Below are 25,712 nucleotides of genomic sequence, written 5' to 3'. Positions count from 1 at the left end.
CGAATGAGAGTGAACATGATATGTCGGAATTACGGGTGTTAACGAGCAGCAACCGGACAAAATGGAGCCTTGCTGCATACCAGCATATTGTAAGAGCGCGGGTTATGCGAAAACCGGCGGAAACCCCGCAAAGTGCAGCGGTGAAAACCTGGAATATTGCGCCTGGCGAAACATCAATTTCTCCGCCGGCTTTTTTCCTGCCCAATCAACTCGAACGGGTGACAGGGTGGGAGGAAGAACGCTTTTTTCCTTACGAACACCCCCGTCGTACAATGGAAGGAATAGGCAGCGTTGATCATGGTCCAACACGGGGCCACCTGCTTAAAGATGTCTGGCTGATAGATGGGACACTCTACAAGGGCAACGCAAAATCCTGCTTATCTCCTAGATCTGGTTGGCTTCCAAAAATCTCCGTGGAAACCGAGATGGAGCGCGGGGCGATTTACTGTACAGCAGGTGGAAACAAATGGTTTGGCTCCTGGCTGATGGAAGACTGTGCAACTTACCCATTAGCATGCGACGAAGGCGTTCCGGTGACGACCGCGCCATCCACCAGGTTTCCTCTATTTCCCCAGGTTCCCGAATATGAGGACTGGCTTGGCATAACACCGGTTCGTTTACGCAATGCGTTTTTTCGTGAGCTCGTGATATTCGATGATCTAAGTCAAAATCGAAACAGGCATTTACGCTTTCGCGCGATGGGTGAAAAATTACTGTCACACGTAAGGTACAGCTCTCACCCCGGAGTTTTCATTCTGCGAGGCGGCAGCGGTGAATCGCGACTGTTACACAATGAAATGGAACTCGCTGAACGTCTGCATAACCGCAGAGGTTTTCGCATTCTCGACCCTTCGAAAACCGATGTTCCGAGCATCGTAGCGACCTGCGCTGGAGCAAAAACCGTGGTGGGGATCGAGGGGAGTCATCTCGTACATGGTGTTAATGTACTTCAGCCGGGGGGCTCACTGCTGGCTCTGCAGCCCCCGAATCGTTTCATCTGTTATTACAAGTATCTAACGGATCGCGATCATCAGAATTTTGGCTTTGTGGTGGGAACGCCAGAGGGCAATGGCTTTACAATCGACCCCGATGAGGTTGAGCGCACTCTAGACCTATTCCCTTCATGAAGACTTGATCTGAACCACGCTCCTCGTGTCAAGGTCGAGCCCCCCATTCCGAGTGATCAAACGCCAATTGGGATATCGGCAACGCGCCTTGGGTCAAATTTCAATTTGAGTGCTGCGCTGAAGCCCTCCACCGCAGAGGTCGCCGTCGCGTCGTGCATCTTCACAGCATCAGGTAGCGCGTGCTGCATTTGGTCTTTGAGACCGCCCTGTTGCGGGCGATGCTCAAGCCTGAAGCTATTTCATGCGGATAGAGTCCGCTTGATTGATGCCTGACCTATTTTTTGCGACGTTATTTTGACGCAATTACACGCGCCTTCTATTTATATTTATCGTAATGACGCACTATTGACGCGGTTGCGATGTGCCTACTATGCTCAATTTAACTTGATAAGGAATCCTTCGTCCGACAAAAGCATACTCCTCTGCTCAGGGAGGCGATGTTATGCACCTGACACTTTTTATTAAATCCGCTTTTTTATTAATGTTCCTGAATGGTGCGACTGTTTCTAGTGCTCAGGCGGCCAGTTTGGTCTATAAATCTAGTTGCATGAGCAACGCTGGCGATAATTTAGGGCCTCAACTAGGCATGCTGATCAAAGAGCGCCCGGGTGGTGCGCTGTTTATTCTTAGAAACAGCATTGACGTGCCTTTGTCTCTTCCAGGTGGCAACACCATTGGCTTTCACACCGACTTCTCCGGTGATTCTGACACGCAGAGCATTGCTACCAAGGGTGTGTTTAACAATGGGGTCAACGCTCTCGGCGAGTGGGTCAGCTTCCTTGGGCCGTGCGCCAACGCATCTTCATTTAACAGTTTAATGGCGGCGCTTGCCAATGGCCAGTTCGGGGTTGGTCGGCATGTCCAGGGTAGAGGTCCGGCTGGGACAGCCAATTCTTATATCAATCGACGGAGTGCGGTATCGCTTCCTGCGGCAGCATGGTTATTTTTTTCCGCGTTGTTTGGATTTATCGTGTTTGCCAATCGACGTAAGGTGTAGGTAGTGCTTTCGTACAATGCCTCCCCATGGTCGGATCGCTGTAACCGAATCAGTTCTGCAACAGATGCACGCGCAGCATCGCCATCAACGGAGAGGCCGGACGAGCCGCCTTCACCCTTCGGGCAATGTAGCTCGATCAAAGTGATCAACCCCTTCCATCGCACCACCTGATCCATCTCGATCAGGAACAATTCCTTACGCGGTTACTTGCGCTTGCCGGCGTACTCGGCGTCGGCGAAGGTCATTCATCTGCTTCATGGGAAACTCGTGCAACGGGATCGGCGTATTTCACCAGAAACGGTAAGTCTTTTTCAGGGTTTCCTTAATGTAGGCGCCTCTCTGCAGATCAGCGTACGCAACAAGAACATCGGATTACCAACCACATAGCGACTGAATAACCGCTTTGGCTCAATCATCAGCCTGAATACCCACTCACAACCGAGACGACGCACCCATTGCGGAGCCCGAACAACTTTGCCACCGAGAAAATCCAGGATCGCCCCGCCGCACACTATCAGGCATGGCACGCCGCTCACAGCTAGCCTGGCAGCAACGGCTTCTTGCCTGGGCATGCCCATGCCCAGCACAACCAATTCTGGCTGCAGTTGCTGGGCAAGGTTGATGTAGGCATCCACCTCAGCAAAACCATGGTGAGCAGAAACTACATTGACCGCAAAGACCGCTTCGCTACGCTGCACCGCATTCGCTAGAAAGGGCTCTGCAGTGCCCCAAAAAGCCACGCGCCGGCCCTTGAACGCGGCCAGTAATTTGGGGATAAAATCCGTGCCATTCATATTTAGCCCCGGCACTAAGCCGAGTCGGCGAAACAGGATAGCCATGCCGGAGCCATCCCGTAATAACACGTCAGCAGCGGACAGCGCGTTATAGTAATCGGTGTTGCCCGCCACCAAGTTCATGGCGAAGGCATTGACGAATCCAAGTACTGTCGCCGCGTCAGGCTTGGATAAAGTATCAATCAATCCTTGCTCATCAACGAGATCATTGACCACCCTGAGTTTCTGGATAATCGTTTGCCAGTTGTGCTTCCAAGCAAAAGCGCGCATTAATTGTCATCTCGCTTCGAACGCACCCACTCAACTTGGCGCTTAAACAAAAAGCCTAGATACAGGGGGATTTTTTTCATCGCGTAGAACGGCGCGTACAACAAGGCTGGAAAAGATATAATCTCGCGACCAAATTGGCTCCATGCCAGCAAGATAGTCACATTCAATATTGCCACCCCGGCAGAAGCGATTAATGCTGGAGCCAAAGCTCCCCACAGCAGAAACACCAACCATGACAGACTAAAAACAGCCCCCAACGCTAACGTCAATAAGGCCAACGGAGGAACCAATAAATCCAGCGTCATCGCCAGGAGGTTCCAGTTACGCCGGCTGATCGACTCTACAAACAACTTTGGCGCATCACCAAGGATGACCCCGAGATGACCATGCTCCCAGCGCGTACGCTGGGTACTTAAACCTTCATCACTGCGCGGAAAATAACTGGTCACTAGGGCATCGGGGCAAAACAGAGGCGGCTTGCCGTTGCGGCAGAAATCGAAGCCCATCTTCAAATCTTCGACGATGTGGCCACTGGCTAAATCGATCAAAGCCAGATCCCTCCAGACGAAAGCCATTCCCGTACCCATTAACTGACAGGGCAAACCAAGCCAAGCCCAACCTTGCGGCCGCACCAGATTCTTCACACGCCAGGCAAACTCGGCAAACCGCACTTTTAGCCCGGAACCTGCTGGAGCACGCATTAAATTAAGTGCCTGCGTTGGCCGCCCTGAGTCGATACAACACATTGCCAAACGCTCGATAGAGCCCTCACCCACCTGGCAATCGGCATCGACAATGATCATGACGTCCGGCGCCACGCTCGCTAAATGACGCATCCCAAAGTCCAGCGCATAACCCTTGCCACACTGCTGATCATTGCTGCGTTCCACCACCTCGGCTCCCGCCGTGCGGGCCAGCGCGGCCGTGTCGTCAGAACAGTTGTCCGCCACCACCAATAAGCGATCGCCCTCTAGCAACTGCGGCCGAATGGTATTTAACGTCGCGACGATCATCGAGGATTCGTTGTGTGCCGGTACCAACACCGCCACCCGCAGCCGCGATCTTGGCGCCGACGAGCGCAACCGCACAGGCAGGCAGGCCAGCAGCACCTGCAAAAACAGCACCAACACCGGCAGGACTATGAGCATCAGCAGTGTGCTGAACAGCCAATCAAGTAAGGTGATCATGCTTGCGCCCTAAACAAATTAGCCAACTTGGTCACTTCGGTATCGATATCGTGTCGCTCCAGCACTCGCTGATAAGCCGCTTCGCCCATCCGCTGCAACACCTCGACGGGTTGCGCGAGGCAGTCCGCCAGCACCGCTGCCAACTCATCCACAGCTCCCGCGGGAAACAACCAACCGTTCTCACCCTGACGCACTAACTCGGGAATGCCCGCCACATAGGTCGTCAGTACTGGCCGGCGCAAGGCCATGGCCTCCATAATGACCACCGGCAAGCCCTCGGCGAAGCTCGGCAACACCAAGGCCCGCGCCGCAAGAATTTCCGCCCGCACTTGCTCACTGCTAATCCAGCCAGTGATTCGCACTTGCGCTTGCAAGCCATGCCGTGCAATCAGGGCTTCGATTTCCGGACGTATTTCCCCATCGCCGGCCAGTACTATCTCGAACACCACGGCTTGCGCTGCCAGGATACGGGCGGCCTCAAGCAACAACAGTTGGCCCTTCTGCTCACACAAGCGACCCACGCAGACCAACCGCGGTACGGATGGCACGGCAACTGCGGGTACATCGTGAAACGCCCGCTCCAGACCACAATGCACCACCTTTACCCTTGCCCAGTGCGCATGAGCTACCCAGCGAAACAGCTGGCTGCGCCCATAAGAGCTGATAGCCGCGACAAAAGCCGCGCGCCGGACTTTCTCACCCAAATGAATAAACTGCGGTTTGTCGAACTCTTCCGGGCCGTGCACCGTAAAACTGTACGCTGGCCCGCCGAGTGCATTGGCCAGCATCACCACCTCGGTTGAGTTAGTGCCGAAATGCGCATGCACATGCTCGGCGCCGAACGCCTGCAACCAAAACAGCAGGCGGCACGCCTCGGACAAATAGACCAAATGGTACGGCCAGGGCCGATCGGCATGCCGGCCCATACGTAGCGCCAGCCACAACGCCGAAAAAAAGCGTTGCGGCTGGGCGCGCAGTACTTGCAGCACAGGCACTAACAGCGCTTTGACTCCGCCCTGCAGCACATAGATAGTTTTACTGCGCTCGGACACGTCCTCGGCATCCACCAACTCGGCATCCCAACCACGCAGAGCAACGCGCTGCACCACAAAGCCCTGGCGCTCTAACGCCAAAATCTCACGACGAATGAAGCTATGGCTGACCTTGGGGTATTGATTGATCAAATAAGCGATACGCATAGGAACCAGCTTAGATGTCGTTGCAGTGAATTATTACTACAGGTACTTTTACAGTAGTACAATTATCAAGAACGTCAACAAGCACCACGGCGTTTGTTCCGATCCTTGCCTGTTCTCCGAGCAATACCCCACTTGGACGAGGCCGTTTTATATCACTTGAATTTTTTGTATTTTTATTTATGTCGATCGACGTCACTGTCAACAAAACCAACCACCTTACAGGTGCATCTCTTCGGAGAGTCCAATAAAAAATCCTGTACGGGATGTATATGCCCTACAGTCAAATATCGACCTAATGAGCGCTTTCGTTAGTTCCACAGCTGCCTATTAACACACCATCTATCCTTGTAAAAATATCATCTAAAAGCTCATAACGCCTGCGGTACATGGCACGTTTTTTTGAAGGAATACAATCAAGCGATTTTTTGGACAGCACCATGGGAATTTCAAAAAAATCTTCACGCTCGGACGGAATCGCTCCATGTTCCAACCATATGACATCATAATTAGCCGCCAGGTCTTGAGCTTTTTCAGCGCCAAAATACGGATGACGATGATGACGATATCCATCCCCTATCGCATAAATCTTTTCAACACCAACACTTCTTGCAAGATGCTTAATGGCTTCGATCAGAAGACTTCTTGGGCGAAGGCCTTCAAAATCTTTTGTCAGTGTTCTATAAATCTCCAAAGACCTATCACTCTCTACGCCTTTGTGTATCCCTTGAACGGCACCGATAAAAATACATAACTCAACTTCCGTGCGACACAAGGTGAACGCTATTGATGCAATACGCAAATCACCCTGAAACAAATTCAGCACCAACTCCCCTTCACGCATAAACCATACCGGACGATCTAGAACCAAGGAACAACCAACAGAGCACTCCGACAAGTCACTCAACATCAAGCGGTCATTTCGCCCCAGAAGTAATAGCTGCGGACAGTTTTTTGTGACAACTTCGTAATGCGAGGCCAACACACTAAGTCTATCCTGAGATCTCCAGCATCTACTGATGTACGGCCAATGAACAACACCCACACAATCACCGCCCAACCGCTCAAAACTGGTCTTGCCCAGGGCATTCGACATGCGCCACAAAAACAACTTTAGCTCAGACCAGTTTTTTCCAACTAAAATCAGTAATTTAAGCTTGTTTTTCAATGCCCTGAAGGAATACCCTGCATGTAAAGAAAATACGCTTTTTAGTATCAGCCAATCATTCATAGCCGTCTCACTTGTATTCGATCAACGCCGTCTTGCCGGCGCCAAATCTGTGCAACAGAAACTTGACTTGCCCGAGCATCTCGGGAAATTTGCTCAGCACCAGAAAGAAGGCCTGCAGCCAGTTTTCGCGCACTGATCTATCGCCCCGGCGCGCCAAGCGCACCACCTGCAGTGGATAGACCAGCAGCAGAAGCAGCCCAAACCATCCCAGCATCAAACTCGCGATCATAGTCGCCAGCGGAACACCCAAGCCCCAGAGCCAGGCCCGGCGCGACTCACGCTGCCAATGTTGCTCCGGTGCGGCCCCATGCAGAAATGCGCCCTCGGCAAAGGCGTAGCCACCACGCAGGGTACGCCGCCACCATTGGCCGAAGCGGGTCATGGCCGCATCGTGCAAGGTCATTTCGTCAGCCAGGCGCCAGACCTTCCATCCATTCGCACGCAGACGCACGCACAACTCAGGCTCTTCCCCGGCAATAAGATCCGCTCGAAAACCAGACACCGCAGCGAAGGCGTCAGCCCGTATCAGCGCATCGCCACCACAAGCCTTGGCCTCACCGATCGGGGTATCCCATTCAAGATCACACAATAAGTTGTAAATCGAACGCTGTGGAAAACGTTCACGGCGCCTTCCACAGGCCACCGCAACCTCAGGCTGAGCATCAAGAAAGGCCTGCGCCCGGGGCAACCAGCCACCGACAACCTCGCAATCACCATCGACAAACTGCACATAACGCATCGCCGGCAATAAACGTTGCACGCAGGCAAATCCTTCATTGCGCGCGCGCGCAGCCGTAAAGGGAATCGACATCTCCAACTCAACCACTTCGACCCCGAGCCGTCGTGCCATCTGGACTGAACCATCCGTTGATCCAGAGTCGACATAAATAACCTTCTGCGCCGCACCGCCCAGCGAAGCCAGGCAACGCTCAAGCCGTAGGCCTTCATTGCGACCGATAACAACGACACCAATACCAGTAGCCATTGAGTTCACTCAACGATGTAAAACTGCTCGATATCGTCCACCCGATGGTTCATAAGCATTCCCCTGCTTCTGCGCGCGGCCTTTTCTTGATAGTCGCAGGCACGCCCACTGCCACCGAGTCGTCCGGTACATCTGTCAGCACCACGGCATTGGCACCAATCACGACGTTGTTACCAATGCGGATATTGCCCAGCACCTTGGCCCCGGCACCGATATCAACATTGTTACCCATCACCGGGGCAATCGGCTCATCCACATTCTTGAGCCCCACGACCACGCCATTGCGGATGCGGCAATCATCGCCGAACTGAGCATAACCACTGATCACAATTCCGCCGAAATGATCGATGACGAAATTGCGACCGATCACCACCTCACACGGAAGCTCGATACCCGTCACGATCTGCACCAATTTGAAGAGCACTTTGTATATAAAGGAGAGCCCCTTACGCAACAATGCTGGGCGCACACCGTAGCGCCAGCGCCCAAAGCGATAAACCAACATCACCCAGAACCCCTGAGCCGCCCAATCGCCAGCGTGTGCACGCAAATCCGCACGTATATTTTCGAACATAAGTTGACCTATCGTGTTGGTTGGCTAGCAAGTTGGGTATCGCGCAGCAACGCCCAAGTATCACGAGCATGCTGCCAACACGCCCCTATGGCGGCCCGGCCGCGACCTTTCAATAGAGCCTTGAGCGCCAGAATCAGATCACCCAGGCTCACCAGTAACATATGTGAGGCCAAACCCAGTAGACCGTGGTGCTTGCGAAAGTACAAAAGCTCGCTTTCGATTTGTAACCTGGGTATCTGTCGACTGACCACATTGAGTTCGACAACCGATTTGGCACTTTCACCGCCGATATGCTTCACGGTGGTATGCGGGTAATAAACCACCTTCCAACCGGCCTGTTTAACGCGTTTGCAGTGATCGATCTCCTCGTAGTAAAGAAAGTAGCGCGGGTCGAACAAGCCAACCTGATCGATGACTTCACGGCGGATCAAGTAATAGCAGCCGGGCACCCAGTCGCATTCACGGACCGAGGCATGATCCCAGCCCATGTCGTCGACCCTCTTCACCACAGGGAAAAAGCGTTCAAGCCCTGTACGCGAGAGGAAGACATTCAACGGCGTCGGAAAATAGCGACAGGAGGGCTGCAAATCACCCTCTTGCCCAACCAAGCGAACGCCAAGGACTCCGCAATCAGGGTGAGCCTCCATGTAACCGAGGGTCTTGCTCAGGGTATCAGCAGCAACAAAGGCATCGGTATTGAGGAGCAACGCGTACTTGCCCTGCAGGTGCTCTACCAACTGATTGTTGGCACGACCAAAGCCCACATTATTTTCATTGGCCAGCAGAAATGCCTCTGGACAAATAGTTGCCAGGCACTCCAGTGAATTATCGGCAGAGGCGTTGTCCACCACTAAATAGCGCGTTCGATCAGCACTGTTTGACTCGCGCAACGCATTAAACATGGGTTGCAGCAGAGTCGCTGTATTGTAGTTAACTACTAACACATCAAGAGGAGCACCAATCATTAGATCGCCCCCCCAAAAGAGTGCTGAATTTTCATCGCCGGATGACAAAACCATTTATAAATCGACATTATTCAAGCTCCGCTTAACACAACCGCCCTTCAGGAACGCTCCTCACACAAGCATTATTAAGTGCCGCTTCAAATAATTTTGCAGAGTTCTCCCAAGAACTTGAGGCCACCGTTTGACATGCCCGCTCTGAAACCGCACGCCACTCCAACTCGTCTAACGTCAATAGCCGTTCAACACCACGAGCCAAGGCATCAATATCATCGATATCGGCCAGTACGCCGTTTTTTAAACAGGCTATTGCCTCTAACGGCCAGCCCGTACGCGTTGAGACTACCGGAGCCCTACATGCCATCGCTTCCATCGCTGTCAGATTAAAACCTTCACTCCGGCTTGCTGAGAGCCAGACATCACATTGCGCATATAAATCACGCACACGATCTTGATCGGGAGAAAGATGAAATTCCAGACTCGCGGGAAGCTTGAAAAAACCACTAGGAGGAGCACTTCCAAAGGTTATAACTCGAAGTTTTGAAAATTTCTTCTCGAGCAAAGAAACTACCTGAAGGGCAACATCAAGCCCTTTAAATGGCGCTTCATGATACAAAAAACCGATTGTTGGGCAACGCTGTTTTCCCCTCGGCACGGAGAAAAACTGCTGATGATCGACACTATTCCCAACCAAGCTAACATTAGAATCGCCATATTCCATGCTCATTACATCAGCCAACCACTTCGAAATGGTTATCTTATGCAAAGGCATTTTATACGTCGCCACAACCCTATCCACCGGGCAATTAGGAAACACTTCATGCCCCTGCACAAAATATACTTTTACACCCTTAGCCTGACCTAGAGAATTCACCCACTCAGCCGTTTCCCACCAAGTTGCAATTACAACATCTGCATCTGGAACATCCGAATCCAAAATAGGCCTGTATTTTTCTATCACCCGGTGATCAAGACCGAGACCGTCTAAATGAGATGGTCTTCTCTCGCTTATCGGCCACCCCTCACCCGTGATGAAACGCTTCATCTTCCTTTTCAGCGGAATAGGAGGTGCCGGCGGGGAAACGAGTGTTACATCATGCCCCCTTTCAAACAATGCCTTGGCGTAAATTGCAACGACGCGAATTCCACCCGACATGTTCACCACCGGCAACACAAAAGTCACTTTCATTAGATCTCCTCCAAAACCGCTGAACACAGGAGGTGCCTATTCAAACTCAATGCACTTCCAGCCAAGCAATTTTCCATCAATCTACCTCTTGAATCCCGAATCCGACGGAAGCTCTAAAGATGATGCTCGATCTCGGAAAACGCTATATCAGCCTTTGAAGACGGTCTGTCACCGCATTGGAAACAGCAAGAGACATAGCTCAAATCAAAGCCATTCAGCAACGCCCAACACTAACTCTCCACACAAAGCCCCCACTGCCAGCATTGGCAGCACCACCAGTTCACGTTTGAGATCGAACAGCCCCACACGACAATTGACATAAACAATCAGGATCAGCGTAGGGAACGTATGCAGGGCAACGCCCCAAATCGCATATTTTATCCCGCCAATCGCCAGCAGCAGCGGCAGTAACCCCCATAACGAGACAATGCGAATAATGTTATCCATGGCTTGGTACTTTGTGAGTCCCAAGGCAAGCCAAACTTGATGCGCCACCGTGTAGCGCAAGGTGAAAAGAGAAAGTGAAAGAACCGCCATCATGGTGCCGGCAGCGGCATAACGCTCATCGTATAACCCACCAACGATGAGCGGACTAACGGTCAAGAACAGTCCACAGACAAACAGTAAAGCAAGATCGAAAATCAATCTGAAGCGGTAATACAAAACGCGGAGCCGCGTGCTGTCATTACTTCTTGAGGCTTCACTGAAGGCCGGCAGGGCCACGGCCCCGACCAACCTAAGCACTCCGGTTTGAAGAGTGCCCAAAATCAGCACCGCAATGGAGTAGACGCCCAGTTCAGTGGTCGACATGCCACCGCCGAACCAGATGCGATCACCATACATGGCCAATACCCCTACTGCCGAAGACAACAGTATCCAACGGCCGAAGACGACTAACTCCTTAAGCGCAGAGCGGTCCCACTGTAGACGGTTAGACGGGCCCTGAAACCATAGATGACCAAGAACAGTGCCGACCATGGCCGCGACCAGACCTGCAATCACCAGCGACCAGATGGACCTGGTGAAGTAACCGATGCCCAGCATCACCAGCAGGCCCGCAAGCTGGGACGCAAACTCGAGGAGCACCACTTTCTTTTGCTGGAAAGCGCGAACTGCCAAGTCGATTTTCGTCGACTGGAACCCAAAGATGATCGCGGTAAAACCGGTAACGGCCAACACCAGCGGCAACTCTGGTGCGGCATAGGTGGAATTGGCCGGCCACAGATTGATGACTTGTGCAAACCAGGTGAAACCCGCGATTAGAAGTGTCGAAGCAAAAAGGACAACGCCACGCAGGATCTGCACTGTCCAGGCGGTATTGAGAAACACTGGATCGTCGCCACGCGGGCTCTGGATAATGTTCTGGCGCAAACCGACATCGGAAAGCAAGTGTAGAACCACCGAAACGGTGGTGGCGATGATCATCACGCCGAAAATTTCCGGCATCAACAGACGGGCCATTACAAGGTTGCCGCCCAAGCGAAATGCTTGAGATGCAAAAAGCGCACCCAGATTCCATGCCCCAGCAGATATCGCTCGCCTGCGAAGGCTCAACGTTGGCGATAAGTCAATTGGAGGCATAACATCAACCCCGAACTCAAATGGTACGCACGTTACTATAGCTACAATTGGTCATCTCACTAGCCGTTGCTCACCAATCCATGAGTTCAATCATCCATGCCTGAGCACTTTCGCGCGTTAATCGTCATTCTAGTTTTAGCTGGCATCGTTTTTGCCCTGGCGCGTCGACCAGCAGTAGACCTGATCCCACACCACGACTTCACTCGTCGCCGCAATCTGTGGTTCGCATTGACGCTACTGGCCTTTGTCTCACACAGTTTCTGGGTGTACGCGGGCATTGCCGCTATCATTTTGACCGTCGCACGACAACGCGAACGCAATCCTCTGGCACTGTTTTTCCTTCTGCTGTTTCTCGTCCCGCCGGTCCCGGCACAGATTCCCGGCTTCGGCCTGATCAACTATTTTTTTGCACTTAACCATATTCGTCTGCTCGCATTGTGTCTGTTGTTGCCGGCTTTTTTCATGCTACGCAGGCAAGCAAGCACACTGAGCTTCGGACGCACCTGGCCTGACAAACTGCTAGCGGCCTACCTCTTGCTGACGAGCCTGCTTTACCTGCGTGACACCACGCTGACCGACACCTTGCGCCAGACGCTCTACCTGTTCACAGACGTTTTTTTGCCTTACTACGTTGCCAGCAGGGCACTGAAGGAACTCAGCGACTTCAAGGATGCTCTGTTGGGATTTGTACTCGCCGCCATGGTGCTGGCGCTTATTGGTCTCGTCGAGCTCACCCGCCATTGGCTGCTGTACAACGCGCTGATTGTTGCCCTGGACATGCACTGGGAAATGTCCAGCTACTTGGATCGTGGTGGTTCATTACGCGCCAGCGCCACCACCGGCCAGGCAATCGCACTGGGTTACGTCATTAGCGTGGCCATCGGCTTTTACCTGTTCTTGCGCGAGAGCGTACGCAGCCGATTGCAGCAATTCTTCGGCGCGCTCTTGCTGGCTGGCGGTCTGTTTGCACCGCTGTCGCGTGGCCCCTGGATCGGTGCAGCCGTCATGATCACCGTGTTCATCGCCACCGGCCGTAAAGCGGTCAAACGCCTGATGCTTCTGGCAATCGCCGGAGTGCTCGCCCTTCCTCTGCTGACCATCGTGCCTGACGGGCAAAAAATCCTGGATCTACTACCGTTCATCGGTACGGTAGACGTAGAGAACATCACGTACCGGCAGCGCTTGATTGATAACTCAGTGATCGTCATCCAGCGCAACCCTTGGTTGGGCTCTTTCGATTACCGCAACACTCCTGAGATGCAGTCAATGATTCAGGGCGAGGGCATCATCGATATTGTGAATACCTATATCGCCCTGGCGCTGGATATCGGCCTGATCGGATTGACGCTATTCGTGGTTTTTTTCGCCGCTGTGCTGCTCGGCATCCGCACAGCAATGCGTTCGGTCCCCAACAAAGACGATGAGGCGCGCCGACTCGGACGTGCGCTGTTGGCGGTACTGGCCGGGATACTAGTGACCATCTTTACCGTTAGCAGTATCACGGTGATCCCCGTGGTGTATTGGTCGGTGGCCGGACTGGGTGTGGCCTATGCTCAGATGGTGCGCAGGCTCAAGCGCACTGAGACTGCAAGCACTGCGAGCGCCAACCTTCAACCCTGGTAACGCTCATGACCCCTTTTTTTCACCGAACCCCTATGCTGCTAGTGGTTCTCCTTGCTCTTTGGCCGTTTAGCACCTGGGCGTCGGACTGGGTCTCCAGCGTGGATGAGCGCAGCGGTCTGCCAATGCTGATGCGCGGTGGCAACCCTGTAGTTTCTTCTTCATTCGCCTTCTGGGGGAGCAACTGGGAATGGACGGATTTGCCGACCGCATTCAAAGTGAACACCCCTTATAGCTACTCCCTTGCAGGCAAGAACAAAAAACTGGATTTCGACGTGACTGCGCAAATTCAGAAGGAAGACGAGCAGAAGTTGACCTGGAACATTGCCCTGGATGCACACAGCATGATGCCGAACGTGATGGGCGGGGGCATCGTCTTCAAGTTCGATCCTGCCCTTTACGATGGAGAAATGGGTGAGCCGGCTTTGCTACCCGACAACCGCGGCTGGTCCTGGGGGAATACACAAAGCCGACGCATCGAGATGCGTTTTGAGCCTGCACTGGCAAGTGTGTACTTCGAACCGGGTGATAAATCTCAGGTGCGTGCTTTTTTTTACAAGAACACGATCAAACCCGGCCGGCAAAATTTCAAAGCCACCTTGAGCCTATCTGGCGATGTGGTACTCGGTCCGACCCCAAACGAGCGCTTCGGGCTGGCGGACACAAGGAGCTGGCCGAGTGACACGCTCGACTGGAAAACCTCGCCGGTCGATCTGTCCTTTCTTAACGCTCACGAAAAACCTGCAGGCAAGCGCGGCTTCGTCAAAGTATCCGGCGAGCAACTGTTATTCGCAGACAACACCCCTGCGCGCTTCTGGGGCACTAACCTGACGGCCTATGCGCTGTTTCGTACGCCAGACGATGCAATCAAGCTGCAGGCCAAACGTCTGTCGGCACTCGGTTTCAATCTCGTACGACTGCACCACCATGACTCCCCATGGGTCAGCCCAAACATCTTTCGCGACAGCAACCTCACGCATGACACTCAGCAACTAAGCCCGGACTCACTGAAAAAAATCGACTGGTGGATCAAGTGCCTCAAAGACGAGGGCATTTATGTATGGCTCGATATGCACGTCGAGCGAGCCTTAACTGCAAACGACAACATCTATGGCTTCGATGAAATGCCAAAGAATGCCAAGAACAACGCCGATCTCAAGGGCTATGCCTATGTAAACATCACCATTCAGCAGGCAATGAAGCATTTTGCCCAAGCCTATTTGACCCATGTAAACACCTACACCGGACTCGCCTACAAAGACGATCCAGCGATCGCCGCCGTACTGATTACCAACGAAAACGATGTCACCCAGCACTTTGGCAACGCCCTATTACCAGACAAACGAGTGCCAAAGCACAACCGGATCTACATGGCCGAGGCCGAGGCCTTTGCGAACCAGCACAATCTATCTGCAAGCCAGACCTGGCGCTCCTGGGAGCCAGGCCCCGCCAAGCTGTTCCTTAACGATTTGGAGCGACGTTTCAACGTAGACATGATTCAGCACCTACGTGAATTGGGAGTGAAGGTCCCCATCGCCACGACCAGTAGCTGGGGCGGCGACAGCCTAAGCTCCCTACCGGCCCTTACCGCCGGCGACCTGATCGACGTCCATAGCTACGGTGGCTCTGGGCAGCTAGAGAAAAACCCGCTCACCAGCGACGGTTTACTGAACTGGATTGCCGCCGGCCAAGTCGTAGGCAAACCCCTGACCGTCACCGAGTGGAACACTGAACCTTTCCCGGCACCTGACCGCCACTCGCTGCCACTCTATATGGCCGGCACCGCCAGCCACCAAGGCTGGGGTGCGCTGATGCAATATGCCTACAGCCAGGAGCCGCTAACCGGCGAATGGATAACGGCCGACAACTGGCACGCCTATAACGACCCTGCAATGCTGGCCACCCTGCCCGCCGCCGCCTTGCTTTATCGCCGTGCAGACGTTCGCGAAGCAACAACGATCTATGTCTTCGCGCCGACGCCAAGCACCCTATTCAACCAACGCATCACACCAGCCAACGCGGCTCTACTGCGCACAGCCATGGAGAAAGGCAAGCTGGAAATCGCCATGCCACAGACGCCGCAATTGCCCTGGTTGCAACAGAGTGCGATCCCGAGCAATGCTCAAGTGTTTCATGACCCCAACCAGTCGCTGCTGGACGCCAATGCCAGCGAGTCCACGACAGACACCGGCGAGTTAAAGCGCAACTGGAAACTAGGCATCTACACCATCAATACGCCACGTACCCAAGCAGCAACCGGCTGGATCGGCGGCGAGTCGATCAGCCTTGGCAGCATCCAGGTTCAAGTGAAGACCGCTAATGCCAGTGTGGTGGTGCAAAGCCTGGACGACGCGCCTGTCGGCCGATCGCAGGATTTACTGATTTCGCTGGGTACCCGTGCCATCCCCAAAGACGACAGCAAAACACCTTTTTATGTCGAGCCCCTCGAAGGCACCCTGACAATCCAGGCGCCGCCAGGCTTGACACTGTTCACCCACGGCATCCCTGGACAAATGAACAGGCTACCCGCCACCTACCTTGATGGACGCTATACGATCAAGTTCGACGGCTTGCAGGCGTCGAACTGGTTGTTTTTGAAAAAAGACGTCACGCAAGCTACAACTTCAGGCAACGCACAGCCAGGCCCTGTCAATACAGCATCCTCCAGCGCGCTGGCGAATCAATAGCTAACCTGTCTTTTAACGTAATGATCAGGTGGATCGAACTGGCGTACCAATCTGGGCTTGCACAGCAACAGTTTCCAGGAGATCAAGATGAAATTTTTGGTTGTTGGTGGCGCAGGCTATATCGGCTCGCATATGGTTAAGCAACTACTGCGTGCAGGTCACGAACCGGTAGTGGCAGACAACTTTTCAACAGGCCATCGCGGCGCGTTGATGGGCGGGAGATTGGTCGAACTGGACATCGCCAACACACAAGCCCTGGACGTCTTGTTTGCGGGACAGCACTTTGATGCTGTGTTCCACTTCGCCTCATTTATACAGGTGGGCGAATCCGTCACTGAACCGGCCAAGTATTACCAAAACAACCTGGCTGGAACCCTTACGCTGCTACAAGCCATGGTTCGTGCCGGGGTTAAAAACTTCATTTTTTCCTCGACCGCAGCCGTCTATGGCAACCCGGTGTATGTACCTATCGACGAAGAGCATCCCAAGGCCGCGATCACCCCTTATGGTCGCAGCAAGTGGATGGTGGAGCAGATACTTGAAGATTTCGACCGTGCATACGGGCTCAAATCGGTCTGCCTGCGCTACTTCAACGCCGCCGGAGCAGACCCTGAAGGACAGTTAGGTGAACGCCGTGAACCGGAAACCCACCTGCTGCCACTGATACTGCAAGCTGCCTCCGGTCGGCGCACAACCATCACCGTCTATGGCCGTGACTACGACACACCTGACGGCACTTGCATTCGCGACTACATCCACGTTGTCGACCTCGTTGCAGCTCATGCACTTGCCGTGGATTATTTACTGGCAGGTGGTGCAAGCAGGGCTTTCAACCTCGGAAACGGTCAAGGTTTCTCAGTACAACAAGTAATAGACACTGCACACGCCGTGACCGGCCAAGATATCTCCGTGAGCGAAGCGCCACGCCGCGCCGGCGATCCGCCACGCCTTGTGGCCGATCCCCGCATGGCCAACACATTACTTGGCTGGCAACCGCAATTTGCCTCACTTGAACAGATAGTGGCGCACGCCTGGAGCTGGGAGCAGAAGTACCCTTGGCACTGAAAGTCGGCGCTGGCGCATAACGCCTAAAGGTGACGTTCTAGTAGTAAGAGCGGTTGGGGGGCTCGGCTTTGTTTAGTACCGTGCCAATCAGATTGGCTGTCCCCAGATGATACAGGCTTTCCTCGATCTCTTTCTTGCTGTTCATGCCGTTTGCGACCACCAGCAGGACGCAGTCGAATTTAGGCAAGACGGTAATCACATCGTCCGAACTCAACAACGGCGGCAAGTCGAAAATCACGATACGCGAGTCGTAGCGCTCGCGCAGATCAGTAATCAAATAGCTCACTGTGGGCGATGACAGCACCTCGGTAGAGAGAGGGATCGGCTCTCGCGTCGGCAGGACGACAAAGCGCGGCAAGGTCGGGTTGACCAGAACCTCTTGCAGTTCCGCTTCATTGTCCAGCAATTCATTGAGCGATTTCTCCATCGGCAGACCCAGGCAGGCACCTACCATCGGACGACGCAAGTCGAAATCCACCAGTAGCGCCGTCTTGGTGGTGTGATGGGCGATGCTCATTGCCAAGTTGATCGCCAATACAGTCTTACCTGCATCCGGAGTTGGCGAGGTGATAGCAAGCGTACGCCAGCCATTTTCTTCCATGACTTTCAGAACTTGCGTACGCAGCAGATCGAAAGCCCCCCCCATATTCGAATTCTTGTTGTACGCCACAATGCGATTGCGCTCGAGATGATCTGGCCGCAGCGGTACAACTTTGGTTTGCACATAACTCAGCGCATTCAGACCAGCAGACTGCCCGGTCTCGGTCATGGCTTTTTGTATTGTCACGAGACTTGTCGAAGGCTGTTGCTCGGAATTCTCGGTATCGGGCTTGATTATTTCCATGGCTATATTCCTTATGCAAACCGACCCAGCGTTTTAAACATCAGAAGGTCCAGAGGCATGTAGAAGAAGTGCAGGAGCACCAAAAAGAGCACGATGATCACGATTCCACTGACGATCAATCGCGTTCGCCACTGCTTACGGCGTGCCAATTCCGCTCTGGTGTATATGTAGGGAATCGCAACCAATATGCGTCTACCCAGCACACTGGCCAAGGCTTCAGCTCCGCGCACGCGCTGGTTCAGCATCTCAAGGAGCATCACCAATGCGCCAGCACCCACCGGAGCGAGAACAAAGCCCATGGCAACCACTTTTTTACGGTTCGGCCGTATCGGTTTTTCAGGCATCAATGGCGATTCCAGAAGAACAAAACGCTCGGCTTTGTTTTCCTGCTCCAGGCTTTCGGAAATTTTCGCACTCATTTCCTTGGTGCGAATTTCCTCGTATTTTTTACGAGCGTTTTCATAGTCACGCATCAGTGTGACCAAGCCGCGCTCGACTTGCGGCGTCTCAAGAATTTGCGCTTCGTAGTCGGCTATTTTTTTGAGTATTTCCTGCTTTTGATCGGCCAGCGACTTGATACGTGCTTCTGCGGCAGCGATCCGGGCCTGAGCCTTGGCAAGTTCCAGACTGACTGGAACCGCTGCACCACCAGCACCTTTGGTCGCCTCAAGTGCAGCAATTTTGCGTTTGACGGCACGCACATCGGGGTGAGCTTCCGTATACAGCGACAGTAACCGGGTGTACTCCGCCTTGAGGCTACCCAGATCTTGCTGTTTATCAACCGCCGCGCCGGGCAATCCATGCTTGGTCGCTGCTGCGGAAAGCTCCAACTCATTGAAGCGCAACTCCTCACGGGCAGTTTTGTAGTCACGGTCGACCTCTTTGAGCTCGGTTTCGGCGCGTGACAACATATTCATGCGCAACTCCTGATGCTCGGGAAGCGCGTTGCTGTGCGCTTGCTTGAAGTCTGCCAAGCGGTTTTCCAGGGCTTCCAGTTCGACCCTGAGCTTGTCCGCCTCCTGCGTCAGAAACTCTGTTGTTTCACTGGCGCGCTCGGTGCGCTGCTTGATGTTTTCATCCAGAAACAGCGTCACCAGCTCGTTGGCCACTTTGTTGGCAATCTCTGGTTGCCGGTGCTCAAAGGAAAGACGGAAAGCAATCGTCACTTCTCCGCGCCCCTTAACGACAGCACTGACCAAGGAGACTGTAATCGCATTGCGCATTTCATCGATTTTCTCGGAAACGCTCAACTGCCTGCTTTGCGAAGCAAAAAGATTGTACTTGTCGATGATCCCTTCCAGATGCTCACGGGTCATCACGCGCTGGCGAATGACTTCGATGCGCTCATCGGCCAAGGTATTGTTGTTCGCCGCCACCAGGTCTGGCGAAATCTGCTGAGACTCGACCAGAATAGTGCCAGAGGACTCGTAGATGGGCGGGATAGAGATCGCGACCACTACGCTCGTGCCGAGTATTACCGCGACACTCAGGATCAACAGCAAGGCATGGTGCTTCATGACAGCAAGGTAGTCGTTGACCGACATTTCGTATTCAGAGGTCATATTTATCACCCTGCTGAATTTCAGAAGTTGGGGTGACTATAGGTCAAGGTCAACCCGACGACGTTTGCGGTGGCATCCGGCAAGCCATCTTGCTGGCGTTCTTTGTACATGAAGGATAGGCGCGCCACCCAAAAAGGCGAGAGTTCCCGGCTAAACCAGACACCGACAGTGCGCAGGGTATTAGGTGTTAGCCCTTTGGTTTTTTGCCATGAGGTATCAAAACCGGTACGGCTGGTGTCGTCGAGGGCATAACTCCATGTACCGTTCAGGTTATCCGCCTCGACAAAACCGCCGTCGCCGCTGGCGACAGTACTACGATCGGCGCCGATACTCGTATCAACACGCTCACCGGTATAGTGCAACGAAAAACCGCCTTGGCCACGGGGGCGGCTGTTCGGGCCAGAGACTTGATTGACACCTGCGTAAAGCGACCCCTTGAGCCGCTCAGAGATCTCAAAGCTCAAGCCGACAGTGGGGGTGTAACTGTTTGAGGAAGACACCGCAGATCCCTGCTGCGGCTCATAACGCTTCACGCCAAAACGCGTGAATAGCTCCACACGCTCGCTCCATGCGTAGTTCAAGCTTAGGCGGTTCGAAAGCTCGTCATAGTTGGTCAGTGTATTAATGTCGTAAGTGACATGTGTGTAGTCGGTTTCGTTAACCAAGGTAGTTCGCTCACTGAGAGCGGTACTCCAGTTGCCGCCGAACGAGGTTAGCTTTTGCGTACCATCGGCGACAATCACGCCGGTTTCTTGAACCGCCGTGGAGAGCGTTGAGCTCTCAACATACTTCGCCGTGAGTCCAAAACCACCCGTTTCGGTCTCGCGCTGCCACCCCAACTGCACGTTGGGGTCTTCGCGGTCCGAAACGATGGACGTATCAGACGAACGCACCAGATTCACACCAAGACCGAACCGCCACTGATCCCGGTCTGAAGTACCGACAAGCGTGTAATCGGGGGCGATGATTGTACGAGTCACACCCTTCTTGTTTTCCGTAACAAGCACCGGGTTGCTGTCGTACTCGACAGTCGAAGGCAGAACGATTGCTGATTGCCAAGTGGCAGCATAGGCCACACCGGAGCACGGCAAGATCAAGATGGCCGTCGCAACTCCGGCCGTTCGCAGCACAGGCGAGATAATCCTTAGTGCATCGCACAAGGCTAAGGCACGACCAGCGTATCGCCGGCCTGGAGTTGAATATTGGTGGACATGTCACGCCCGGACATCAAATCGCTGTAATGGACGGGCAGGATCTCTTGTTTAGCCCCATTGCGGCGCACGACCTTGATGTCCTCCTTGTCGGCGAATTTGTCGAGCCCGCCCGACATGCTCAATACTTGCAGCACTGCAGTTGGACCTGACATCTGTACGATGCCGGGCTTCAGCACCTTACCCTGCACATAGACGAGATTGCCTGCGGTGCTCGTGATGACAACGCTCACGTTCGGATCGGGTATGAACTCCTTAAGCCTGGCAGCGACTTTCTTTGCGACGGCAGTGGCATCAAGCCCCGCAACATCGACTTGTCCTGCCAGCGGGAAGGTAATGCTGCCATCAGGAAGTACGTGCACCTCCTGTTTCAGCTTCTCTTCGCCCCAAACGGAAACCGAAATGACGTCACCCGGACTTAGCAGATAAGCGGCGGCTTTTTCGTCGGCACTGGTAATGCTGGGCCAGACCGCCAGCGCGCAGAGCACCGGTAATAACAAACGCAACATAAGGATCTCTCCGACCAAGTAGCATGCACAGAGATTCACATAAAAACGGGGCGAAAGCATTCCTCTCCTTTGACGCCAAAGAAACGATCAAACAGCAATCGCCTCGAGCTTCCTGGCGGCCAATTTCCGCAGAAATCAAACATCAGACCGAAGCCCCCCGACAATCATCTCGACGTTGCCCGGTACTCGTTCTTGAGCGTAGACCACAATGGCCGAGAACGCCGAAGCCAGGATGAAGCCGATCACCATCGCTCAGCACACGGGTCCAGAACAGGTCCACATAAGGCAGCAACAGCGTGAACGGCGCCACGCCGAGGGTCGAGAACCAGGTCACGGCCTTTCGGCCGAGCTTGTCGCCGATCAGGCCACACTTTCGCTACGCGCCCCTATTAGCAACCATCAAGAACTACTCATGTTCTTCGATCAGGCGGAGTATGGCCCCTCAGAGCAGAAAGCCATCATTCAGGAGATCAGGCAGCGATGGAGCAAAAGATTGCGACATGACGACGATAGAGTGCTGACCGACCACGCACAGCAAGGCCGCAGATGGCTAGGTCGCGCACGTCAGACGAGTTAATGCGTATTTTTATGCCAGACGCTCACACCGCTGCATTCACAGCCCTTTAGAGGGAGGCAGAGCAAAATCACACAAAAGCAGAGTGGGGGAACAGAAACCACAGAAAGCAAAAAGGCCCCGGAATACGGGGCCCTCAGCTACCAATATGGCGGAGGCGCAGAGATTCGAACTCTGGGACCTGTTACAGTCGGCAGTTTTCAAGACTGCTGCCTTAAACCACTCGGCCACACCTCCTATGTACTGCGGGCGCCATAATACCGGAATGAAACACACTGTCAAACTCTCGTGATAGCTTGTTACAGAGCCTCTGGTATGATCTTTGAGACTGAACATTTCAAACCCGAAGGAGTGTCGCCATGCGCGAACAGGATTACGCCGTTAACAGCGTGCAGGCTGAGCAGCTAGAAGTTAGCCGCGTCCTGCGCAACACCTACAGCCTTCTGGCCCTCACCCTCGCCTTCAGTGGCCTGACGGCCTACATCTCCCAGCAAATGCACGTCGGCTACCCGAACGTGTTCGTGGTGCTGATCGGTTTCTACGGGCTGTTCTTTCTCACCAACAAGCTGCGTGACTCGGCCTGGGGCCTGGTCTCCACCTTCGCCCTTACCGGTTTCATGGGCTATCTGCTCGGCCCGATCCTCAACCGCTACCTGGGCATGCAGGGCGGCGCGGAAGTGGTCAGCTCGGCCTTCGCCATGACCGCCCTGGTCTTCGGCGGCCTCTCGGCCTACGTGCTGATCAGCCGCAAGGACATGAGCTTCCTCAGCGGCTTCATCACCGTCGGCTTCTTCGTCCTGCTCGGCGCGACCCTGGCCAGCATGTTCTTCCACATCAGTGGCCTGCAGCTGGCGATCAGCGCCGGTTTCGTGCTGTTCTCCTCGGTCTGCATCCTGTTCCAGACCAGCGCCATCATCCACGGCGGCGAACGCAACTACATCATGGCGACCATCAGCCTGTATGTGTCGATCTACAACCTGTTTATCAGCCTGTTGCAGATCTTCGGCATCATGGGCCGCGATGACTGATCACACCCGCTAAGCAAAAAGCTCGCTTCGGCGGGCTTTTTCTTGTCGGCAATTTAGCTTCTTGGGGGTTCTGGCTTTATCATGAGCCCAGGTTTGCCGACAGAGTCTCCCATGAAGTTTGCCATTGCGCTGTTTTCCGCGCCCCACGCGCCCTCCTCCCGTCGCGCCCTGCTGTTCGCCCAGGCCGCACTGGCCGACGGACATGAGATTGTGCGGCTGTTCTTTTACCAGGACGGCGTGCACAGCGCGTCGAGCAGTGTGGTCACGCCCCAGGATGAGCAGGACCTGCCGCGGCAATGGGCGGATTTCGTCAGCGAACACCAGCTCGACGCTGTGGTCTGCATCGCCGCAGCCCTGCGGCGCGGTGTGCTGAACGACGAAGAAGCCCAACGCTATCAACGCTCGGCGGTCAACCTGTCAGCGCCCTGGACCTTGTCCGGCCTGGGCCAGTTGCACGATGCGGTGCAAACCGCCGACCGCTTGATCTGTTTTGGAGGGCCTTGAAATGCCCAAGTCCCTGTTGATTATCAGCCGCCAGGCGCCCTGGTCCGGCCCGGCCGCCCGTGAAGCACTGGATATCGTGCTGGCCGGCGGCGCCTTCGATCTGCCCATCGGCCTGCTGTTCATGGACGACGGCGTGTTCCAGTTGATGCCCGGACAGAACGCCAAGGCCCTGCAACAGAAAGACCTGACCGCCAACCTCCAGGCCCTGTCGCTGTTCGGCATCGATGAGCTGTACGCCTGCGCCGACAGCCTGGCCGACCGCGGGATCTTCCCGACCCAGGTCGCCGGCGAAGAGCTTGAGGTGCTCACGGCTGAACAGCTCAGTGCGCTTGTTAACCGTTATGACCAGGTGATCACCCTCTGATGTCGACCTTGCATGTGTTGTCCCACTCCCCTTTTACCGACAGTCGCCTGGGCAGTTGCCTGCGCCTGCTGGGCAGCACGGATGCGCTGCTGCTCTGTGGCGATGCGGTGCATGCCGTGCAGCCGCGCAGCCTGCCGCTGGAGGCACTGGAAGAACGCAGCGATGACCTGCGCCTGTTCCTGCTCGACGAAGACCTGCAAGCCCGTGGCCTGGAGTGCCCGACCTGGGCCACCAGCGTCGACTATCCGGCATTTGTCGAACTGTCGATCCGTTACGACAAGGTCAATACCTGGCTATGAACACGCTGACGGTGAACGGACAGGCCATCGCCCTGGACAAGGACGGCTACCTGGTGGAACTGAGCGACTGGTCGCCGCAGGTCGCGGCCGCCCTTGCCACCCGCGAGGAACTGGAACTGAGCCCCGAACACTGGGAAATCCTTGAACTGCTGCGCGGTTTCTACCGCGAGTTCGAACTCTCCCCCGCGACCCGCCCGCTGATCAGGTACACCGCCTTGAAGCTGGGCGCCGAGAAAGGCAACAGCCTGCACCTCAACCGCTTGTTCAAAGGCACTCCCGCCAAACTCGCCGCCAAGCTGGCGGGCCTGCCCAAACCGACGAACTGCTTATGACCGAGTACACGCCGTTGATCACTGAAACGCCCGCCGAGCACCCATTCGCCCAGTTCGTCCGCATTCTCGGCAAGGGTAAGCGTGGCGCCCGCAACCTGACCCGCGAAGAAGCCCGCGAGGCCATGGGCATGCTGCTGGACGGCAAGGTCGAGGACACCCAGCTCGGCGCCTTCCTGATGCTGTTGCGGCACAAGGAAGAAAGCCCGGAGGAACTGGCCGGCTTCACTGAAGCCCTGCGCGAGCGCTTGCAGGCGCCCAAGCTGGCGATCGACCTGGACTGGCCAAGCTATGCCGGCAAGAAGCGTCATCTGCCCTGGTTCCTGCTGGCCGCCAAATGCCTGGCGCAGAACGGCATCAAGATCTTCATGCACGGCGGTGGCGCCCATACCGCCGGTCGTCTCTATACCGAGCAGTTGCTCGAGACCCTGCGGATCCCGCTGTGCCGCAACTGGGCGGCCGTCGAGCAAGCGATCGGCCAGGGTAATATCGCCTTTATGCCCCTGGGCGACTGGGCAGCGCCCTTGCAGCGCATGATCGACCTGCGCAACACCCTCGGCCTGCGCTCGCCCATCCACTCCCTGGCGCGCCTGCTCAACCCGCTGGGTGCGCGCTGCGGCCTGCAAAGCATCTTCCATCCCGGCTACCAGGCAGTGCACCGCGAGGCCAGCGGCCTGCTCGGCGACACGGTGATCGTGATCAAGGGCGACGGCGGCGAAATCGAGGTCAACCCGGACAGCAGCAGCCATCTCTACGGCAGCACCGGCGGCGAAAGCTGGGACGAGGAATGGCCGGCGCTGTCCGAGCAACGCCATGTCAAACCGGCGACTCTGGAACCGGAACACCTCAAGGCCATCTGGCGCGGCGACGTCGAGGACAGCTACCCGCAACTGGCCCTGATCTCGACCATCGCCCTGGCCCTGCGTGGTCTTGGCACACCCCGCGAAGCAGCCTTCGAACAGGCCCGACGCTACTGGGATGCGCGGGATAGATCGATCTGATCGATAATTAACCCCGAGGGTT

At 54.8% G+C, this 25,712-nt stretch carries 24 protein-coding genes, 1 tRNA gene and 2 pseudogenes; 11 read left to right on the top strand and 16 right to left on the bottom strand.

What is annotated here, in order from left to right:
- Positions 1-20 precede the first annotated feature (20 nt).
- Both AC07VG_RS09535 and AC07VG_RS09530 read left to right on the top strand, forming a co-directional pair.
- A complete protein-coding gene (locus tag AC07VG_RS09535) occupies positions 21-1,127 on the top strand; it encodes a glycosyltransferase 61 family protein (protein WP_495003629.1) in 1,107 nt (368 codons plus the stop codon).
- A gap of 442 nt (positions 1,128-1,569) precedes the next feature.
- Positions 1,570-2,124 carry a hypothetical protein gene (locus AC07VG_RS09530; protein ID WP_495003630.1) on the top strand — a complete coding sequence of 185 codons (555 nt, stop codon included), beginning with the start codon at positions 1,570-1,572 and terminating at the stop codon, positions 2,122-2,124.
- A 52-nt stretch (positions 2,125-2,176) separates the two neighbouring features.
- Here AC07VG_RS09530 and AC07VG_RS09525 read toward each other — a convergent pair.
- The 10 genes and pseudogenes from AC07VG_RS09525 to AC07VG_RS09480 form a co-directional block, all read right to left on the bottom strand.
- Positions 2,177-2,315: pseudogene (locus AC07VG_RS09525) on the bottom strand (transposase); the annotation flags it as partial.
- A gap of 120 nt (positions 2,316-2,435) precedes the next feature.
- On the bottom strand, positions 2,436-3,188 hold the full coding sequence (locus AC07VG_RS09520; RefSeq protein ID WP_495003631.1) for a WecB/TagA/CpsF family glycosyltransferase: 753 nt from the start codon (positions 3,186-3,188) through the stop codon (positions 2,436-2,438).
- Positions 3,188-4,375, bottom strand: a complete 1,188-nt coding sequence (locus AC07VG_RS09515; protein WP_495003632.1) for a glycosyltransferase family 2 protein — start codon at positions 4,373-4,375, stop codon at positions 3,188-3,190. Before AC07VG_RS09515 ends, AC07VG_RS09520 begins: the two co-directional genes overlap by 1 nt.
- Positions 4,372-5,574, bottom strand: a complete 1,203-nt coding sequence (locus AC07VG_RS09510; protein ID WP_495003633.1) for a glycosyltransferase family 4 protein — start codon at positions 5,572-5,574, stop codon at positions 4,372-4,374. Before AC07VG_RS09510 ends, AC07VG_RS09515 begins: the two co-directional genes overlap by 4 nt.
- Before the next feature lie 292 nt (positions 5,575-5,866).
- Entirely contained in the window at positions 5,867-6,802 is a 936-nt protein-coding gene (locus tag AC07VG_RS09505) for a DUF535 family protein (protein WP_495003634.1), read from the bottom strand.
- Between the two features lie 7 nt (positions 6,803-6,809).
- Entirely contained in the window at positions 6,810-7,787 is a 978-nt protein-coding gene (locus tag AC07VG_RS09500; protein WP_495003681.1) for a glycosyltransferase family 2 protein, read from the bottom strand.
- Positions 7,788-7,836: 49 nt separating this feature from the next.
- A complete protein-coding gene (locus AC07VG_RS09495; protein WP_495003635.1) occupies positions 7,837-8,361 on the bottom strand; it encodes a serine O-acetyltransferase in 525 nt (174 codons plus the stop codon).
- An 8-nt stretch (positions 8,362-8,369) separates the two neighbouring features.
- Complete coding sequence (locus tag AC07VG_RS09490; RefSeq protein WP_495003682.1) at positions 8,370-9,326, bottom strand: glycosyltransferase family 2 protein; 957 nt, start codon at positions 9,324-9,326, stop codon at positions 8,370-8,372.
- A gap of 82 nt (positions 9,327-9,408) precedes the next feature.
- Positions 9,409-10,512 (bottom strand): glycosyltransferase family 4 protein, encoded by a 1,104-nt coding sequence (locus AC07VG_RS09485; protein WP_495003636.1) that lies wholly within the window; start codon positions 10,510-10,512, stop codon positions 9,409-9,411.
- 204 nt (positions 10,513-10,716) lie between these two features.
- Positions 10,717-12,093 carry an oligosaccharide flippase family protein gene (locus tag AC07VG_RS09480; protein WP_495003637.1) on the bottom strand — a complete coding sequence of 459 codons (1,377 nt, stop codon included), beginning with the start codon at positions 12,091-12,093 and terminating at the stop codon, positions 10,717-10,719.
- A gap of 96 nt (positions 12,094-12,189) precedes the next feature.
- On the opposite strand from AC07VG_RS09480, the gene AC07VG_RS09475 reads away from it, so the two are divergent.
- From AC07VG_RS09475 to galE, 3 genes are all read left to right on the top strand, one after another.
- Positions 12,190-13,716 (top strand): O-antigen ligase family protein, encoded by a 1,527-nt coding sequence (locus AC07VG_RS09475; RefSeq protein WP_495003638.1) that lies wholly within the window; start codon positions 12,190-12,192, stop codon positions 13,714-13,716.
- A 5-nt stretch (positions 13,717-13,721) separates the two neighbouring features.
- Positions 13,722-16,400 carry a glycoside hydrolase 5 family protein gene (locus AC07VG_RS09470; RefSeq protein WP_495020918.1) on the top strand — a complete coding sequence of 893 codons (2,679 nt, stop codon included), beginning with the start codon at positions 13,722-13,724 and terminating at the stop codon, positions 16,398-16,400.
- A gap of 87 nt (positions 16,401-16,487) precedes the next feature.
- On the top strand, positions 16,488-17,465 hold the full coding sequence (gene galE, locus AC07VG_RS09465) for a UDP-glucose 4-epimerase GalE (protein ID WP_495003640.1): 978 nt from the start codon (positions 16,488-16,490) through the stop codon (positions 17,463-17,465).
- 37 nt (positions 17,466-17,502) lie between these two features.
- On the opposite strand, the gene AC07VG_RS09460 is transcribed toward galE, so the two are convergent.
- From AC07VG_RS09460 to AC07VG_RS09435, 6 genes and pseudogenes are all read right to left on the bottom strand, one after another.
- Complete coding sequence (locus AC07VG_RS09460; protein WP_495003683.1) at positions 17,503-18,234, bottom strand: CpsD/CapB family tyrosine-protein kinase; 732 nt, start codon at positions 18,232-18,234, stop codon at positions 17,503-17,505.
- An 86-nt stretch (positions 18,235-18,320) separates the two neighbouring features.
- Positions 18,321-19,871 (bottom strand): GumC family protein, encoded by a 1,551-nt coding sequence (locus tag AC07VG_RS09455; RefSeq protein WP_495003641.1) that lies wholly within the window; start codon positions 19,869-19,871, stop codon positions 18,321-18,323.
- 20 nt (positions 19,872-19,891) lie between these two features.
- Positions 19,892-21,001 carry a hypothetical protein gene (locus AC07VG_RS09450; protein ID WP_495003642.1) on the bottom strand — a complete coding sequence of 370 codons (1,110 nt, stop codon included), beginning with the start codon at positions 20,999-21,001 and terminating at the stop codon, positions 19,892-19,894.
- 32 nt (positions 21,002-21,033) lie between these two features.
- Positions 21,034-21,591, bottom strand: coding sequence for a polysaccharide biosynthesis/export family protein (locus tag AC07VG_RS09445; protein WP_495020917.1), 558 nt, complete (start codon positions 21,589-21,591; stop codon positions 21,034-21,036).
- Between the two features lie 125 nt (positions 21,592-21,716).
- A pseudogene (locus tag AC07VG_RS09440) lies at positions 21,717-21,958 on the bottom strand (MFS transporter); the annotation flags it as partial.
- 356 nt (positions 21,959-22,314) lie between these two features.
- A tRNA-Ser gene (locus tag AC07VG_RS09435) sits at positions 22,315-22,402 on the bottom strand.
- Between the two features lie 122 nt (positions 22,403-22,524).
- Here AC07VG_RS09435 and AC07VG_RS09430 point away from each other — a divergent pair.
- From AC07VG_RS09430 to AC07VG_RS09405, 6 genes are all read left to right on the top strand, one after another.
- Entirely contained in the window at positions 22,525-23,193 is a 669-nt protein-coding gene (locus AC07VG_RS09430; protein WP_191486721.1) for a Bax inhibitor-1/YccA family protein, read from the top strand.
- Positions 23,194-23,304: 111 nt separating this feature from the next.
- Positions 23,305-23,697 (top strand): sulfurtransferase complex subunit TusD, encoded by a 393-nt coding sequence (gene tusD, locus AC07VG_RS09425; RefSeq protein WP_495020916.1) that lies wholly within the window; start codon positions 23,305-23,307, stop codon positions 23,695-23,697.
- Between the two features lies 1 nt (position 23,698).
- A complete protein-coding gene (tusC, locus tag AC07VG_RS09420; protein ID WP_495003645.1) occupies positions 23,699-24,061 on the top strand; it encodes a sulfurtransferase complex subunit TusC in 363 nt (120 codons plus the stop codon).
- Positions 24,061-24,360, top strand: a complete 300-nt coding sequence (tusB, locus tag AC07VG_RS09415) for a sulfurtransferase complex subunit TusB (RefSeq protein ID WP_495003646.1) — start codon at positions 24,061-24,063, stop codon at positions 24,358-24,360. Before tusC ends, tusB begins: the two co-directional genes overlap by 1 nt.
- Positions 24,357-24,692, top strand: coding sequence for a TusE/DsrC/DsvC family sulfur relay protein (locus tag AC07VG_RS09410; RefSeq protein ID WP_495020915.1), 336 nt, complete (start codon positions 24,357-24,359; stop codon positions 24,690-24,692). Before tusB ends, AC07VG_RS09410 begins: the two co-directional genes overlap by 4 nt.
- Entirely contained in the window at positions 24,689-25,690 is a 1,002-nt protein-coding gene (locus AC07VG_RS09405; protein ID WP_495020914.1) for a glycosyl transferase family protein, read from the top strand. The genes AC07VG_RS09410 and AC07VG_RS09405 overlap by 4 nt, the downstream gene beginning before the upstream one ends.
- Positions 25,691-25,712: the final 22 nt, after the last annotated feature.

This window comes from Pseudomonas sp. GW821-FHT03C07 (genome assembly GCF_059420925.1).
Note: the sequence above shows the minus strand (reverse complement) of the source record. Positions and strands in the feature narration are given on the sequence as shown.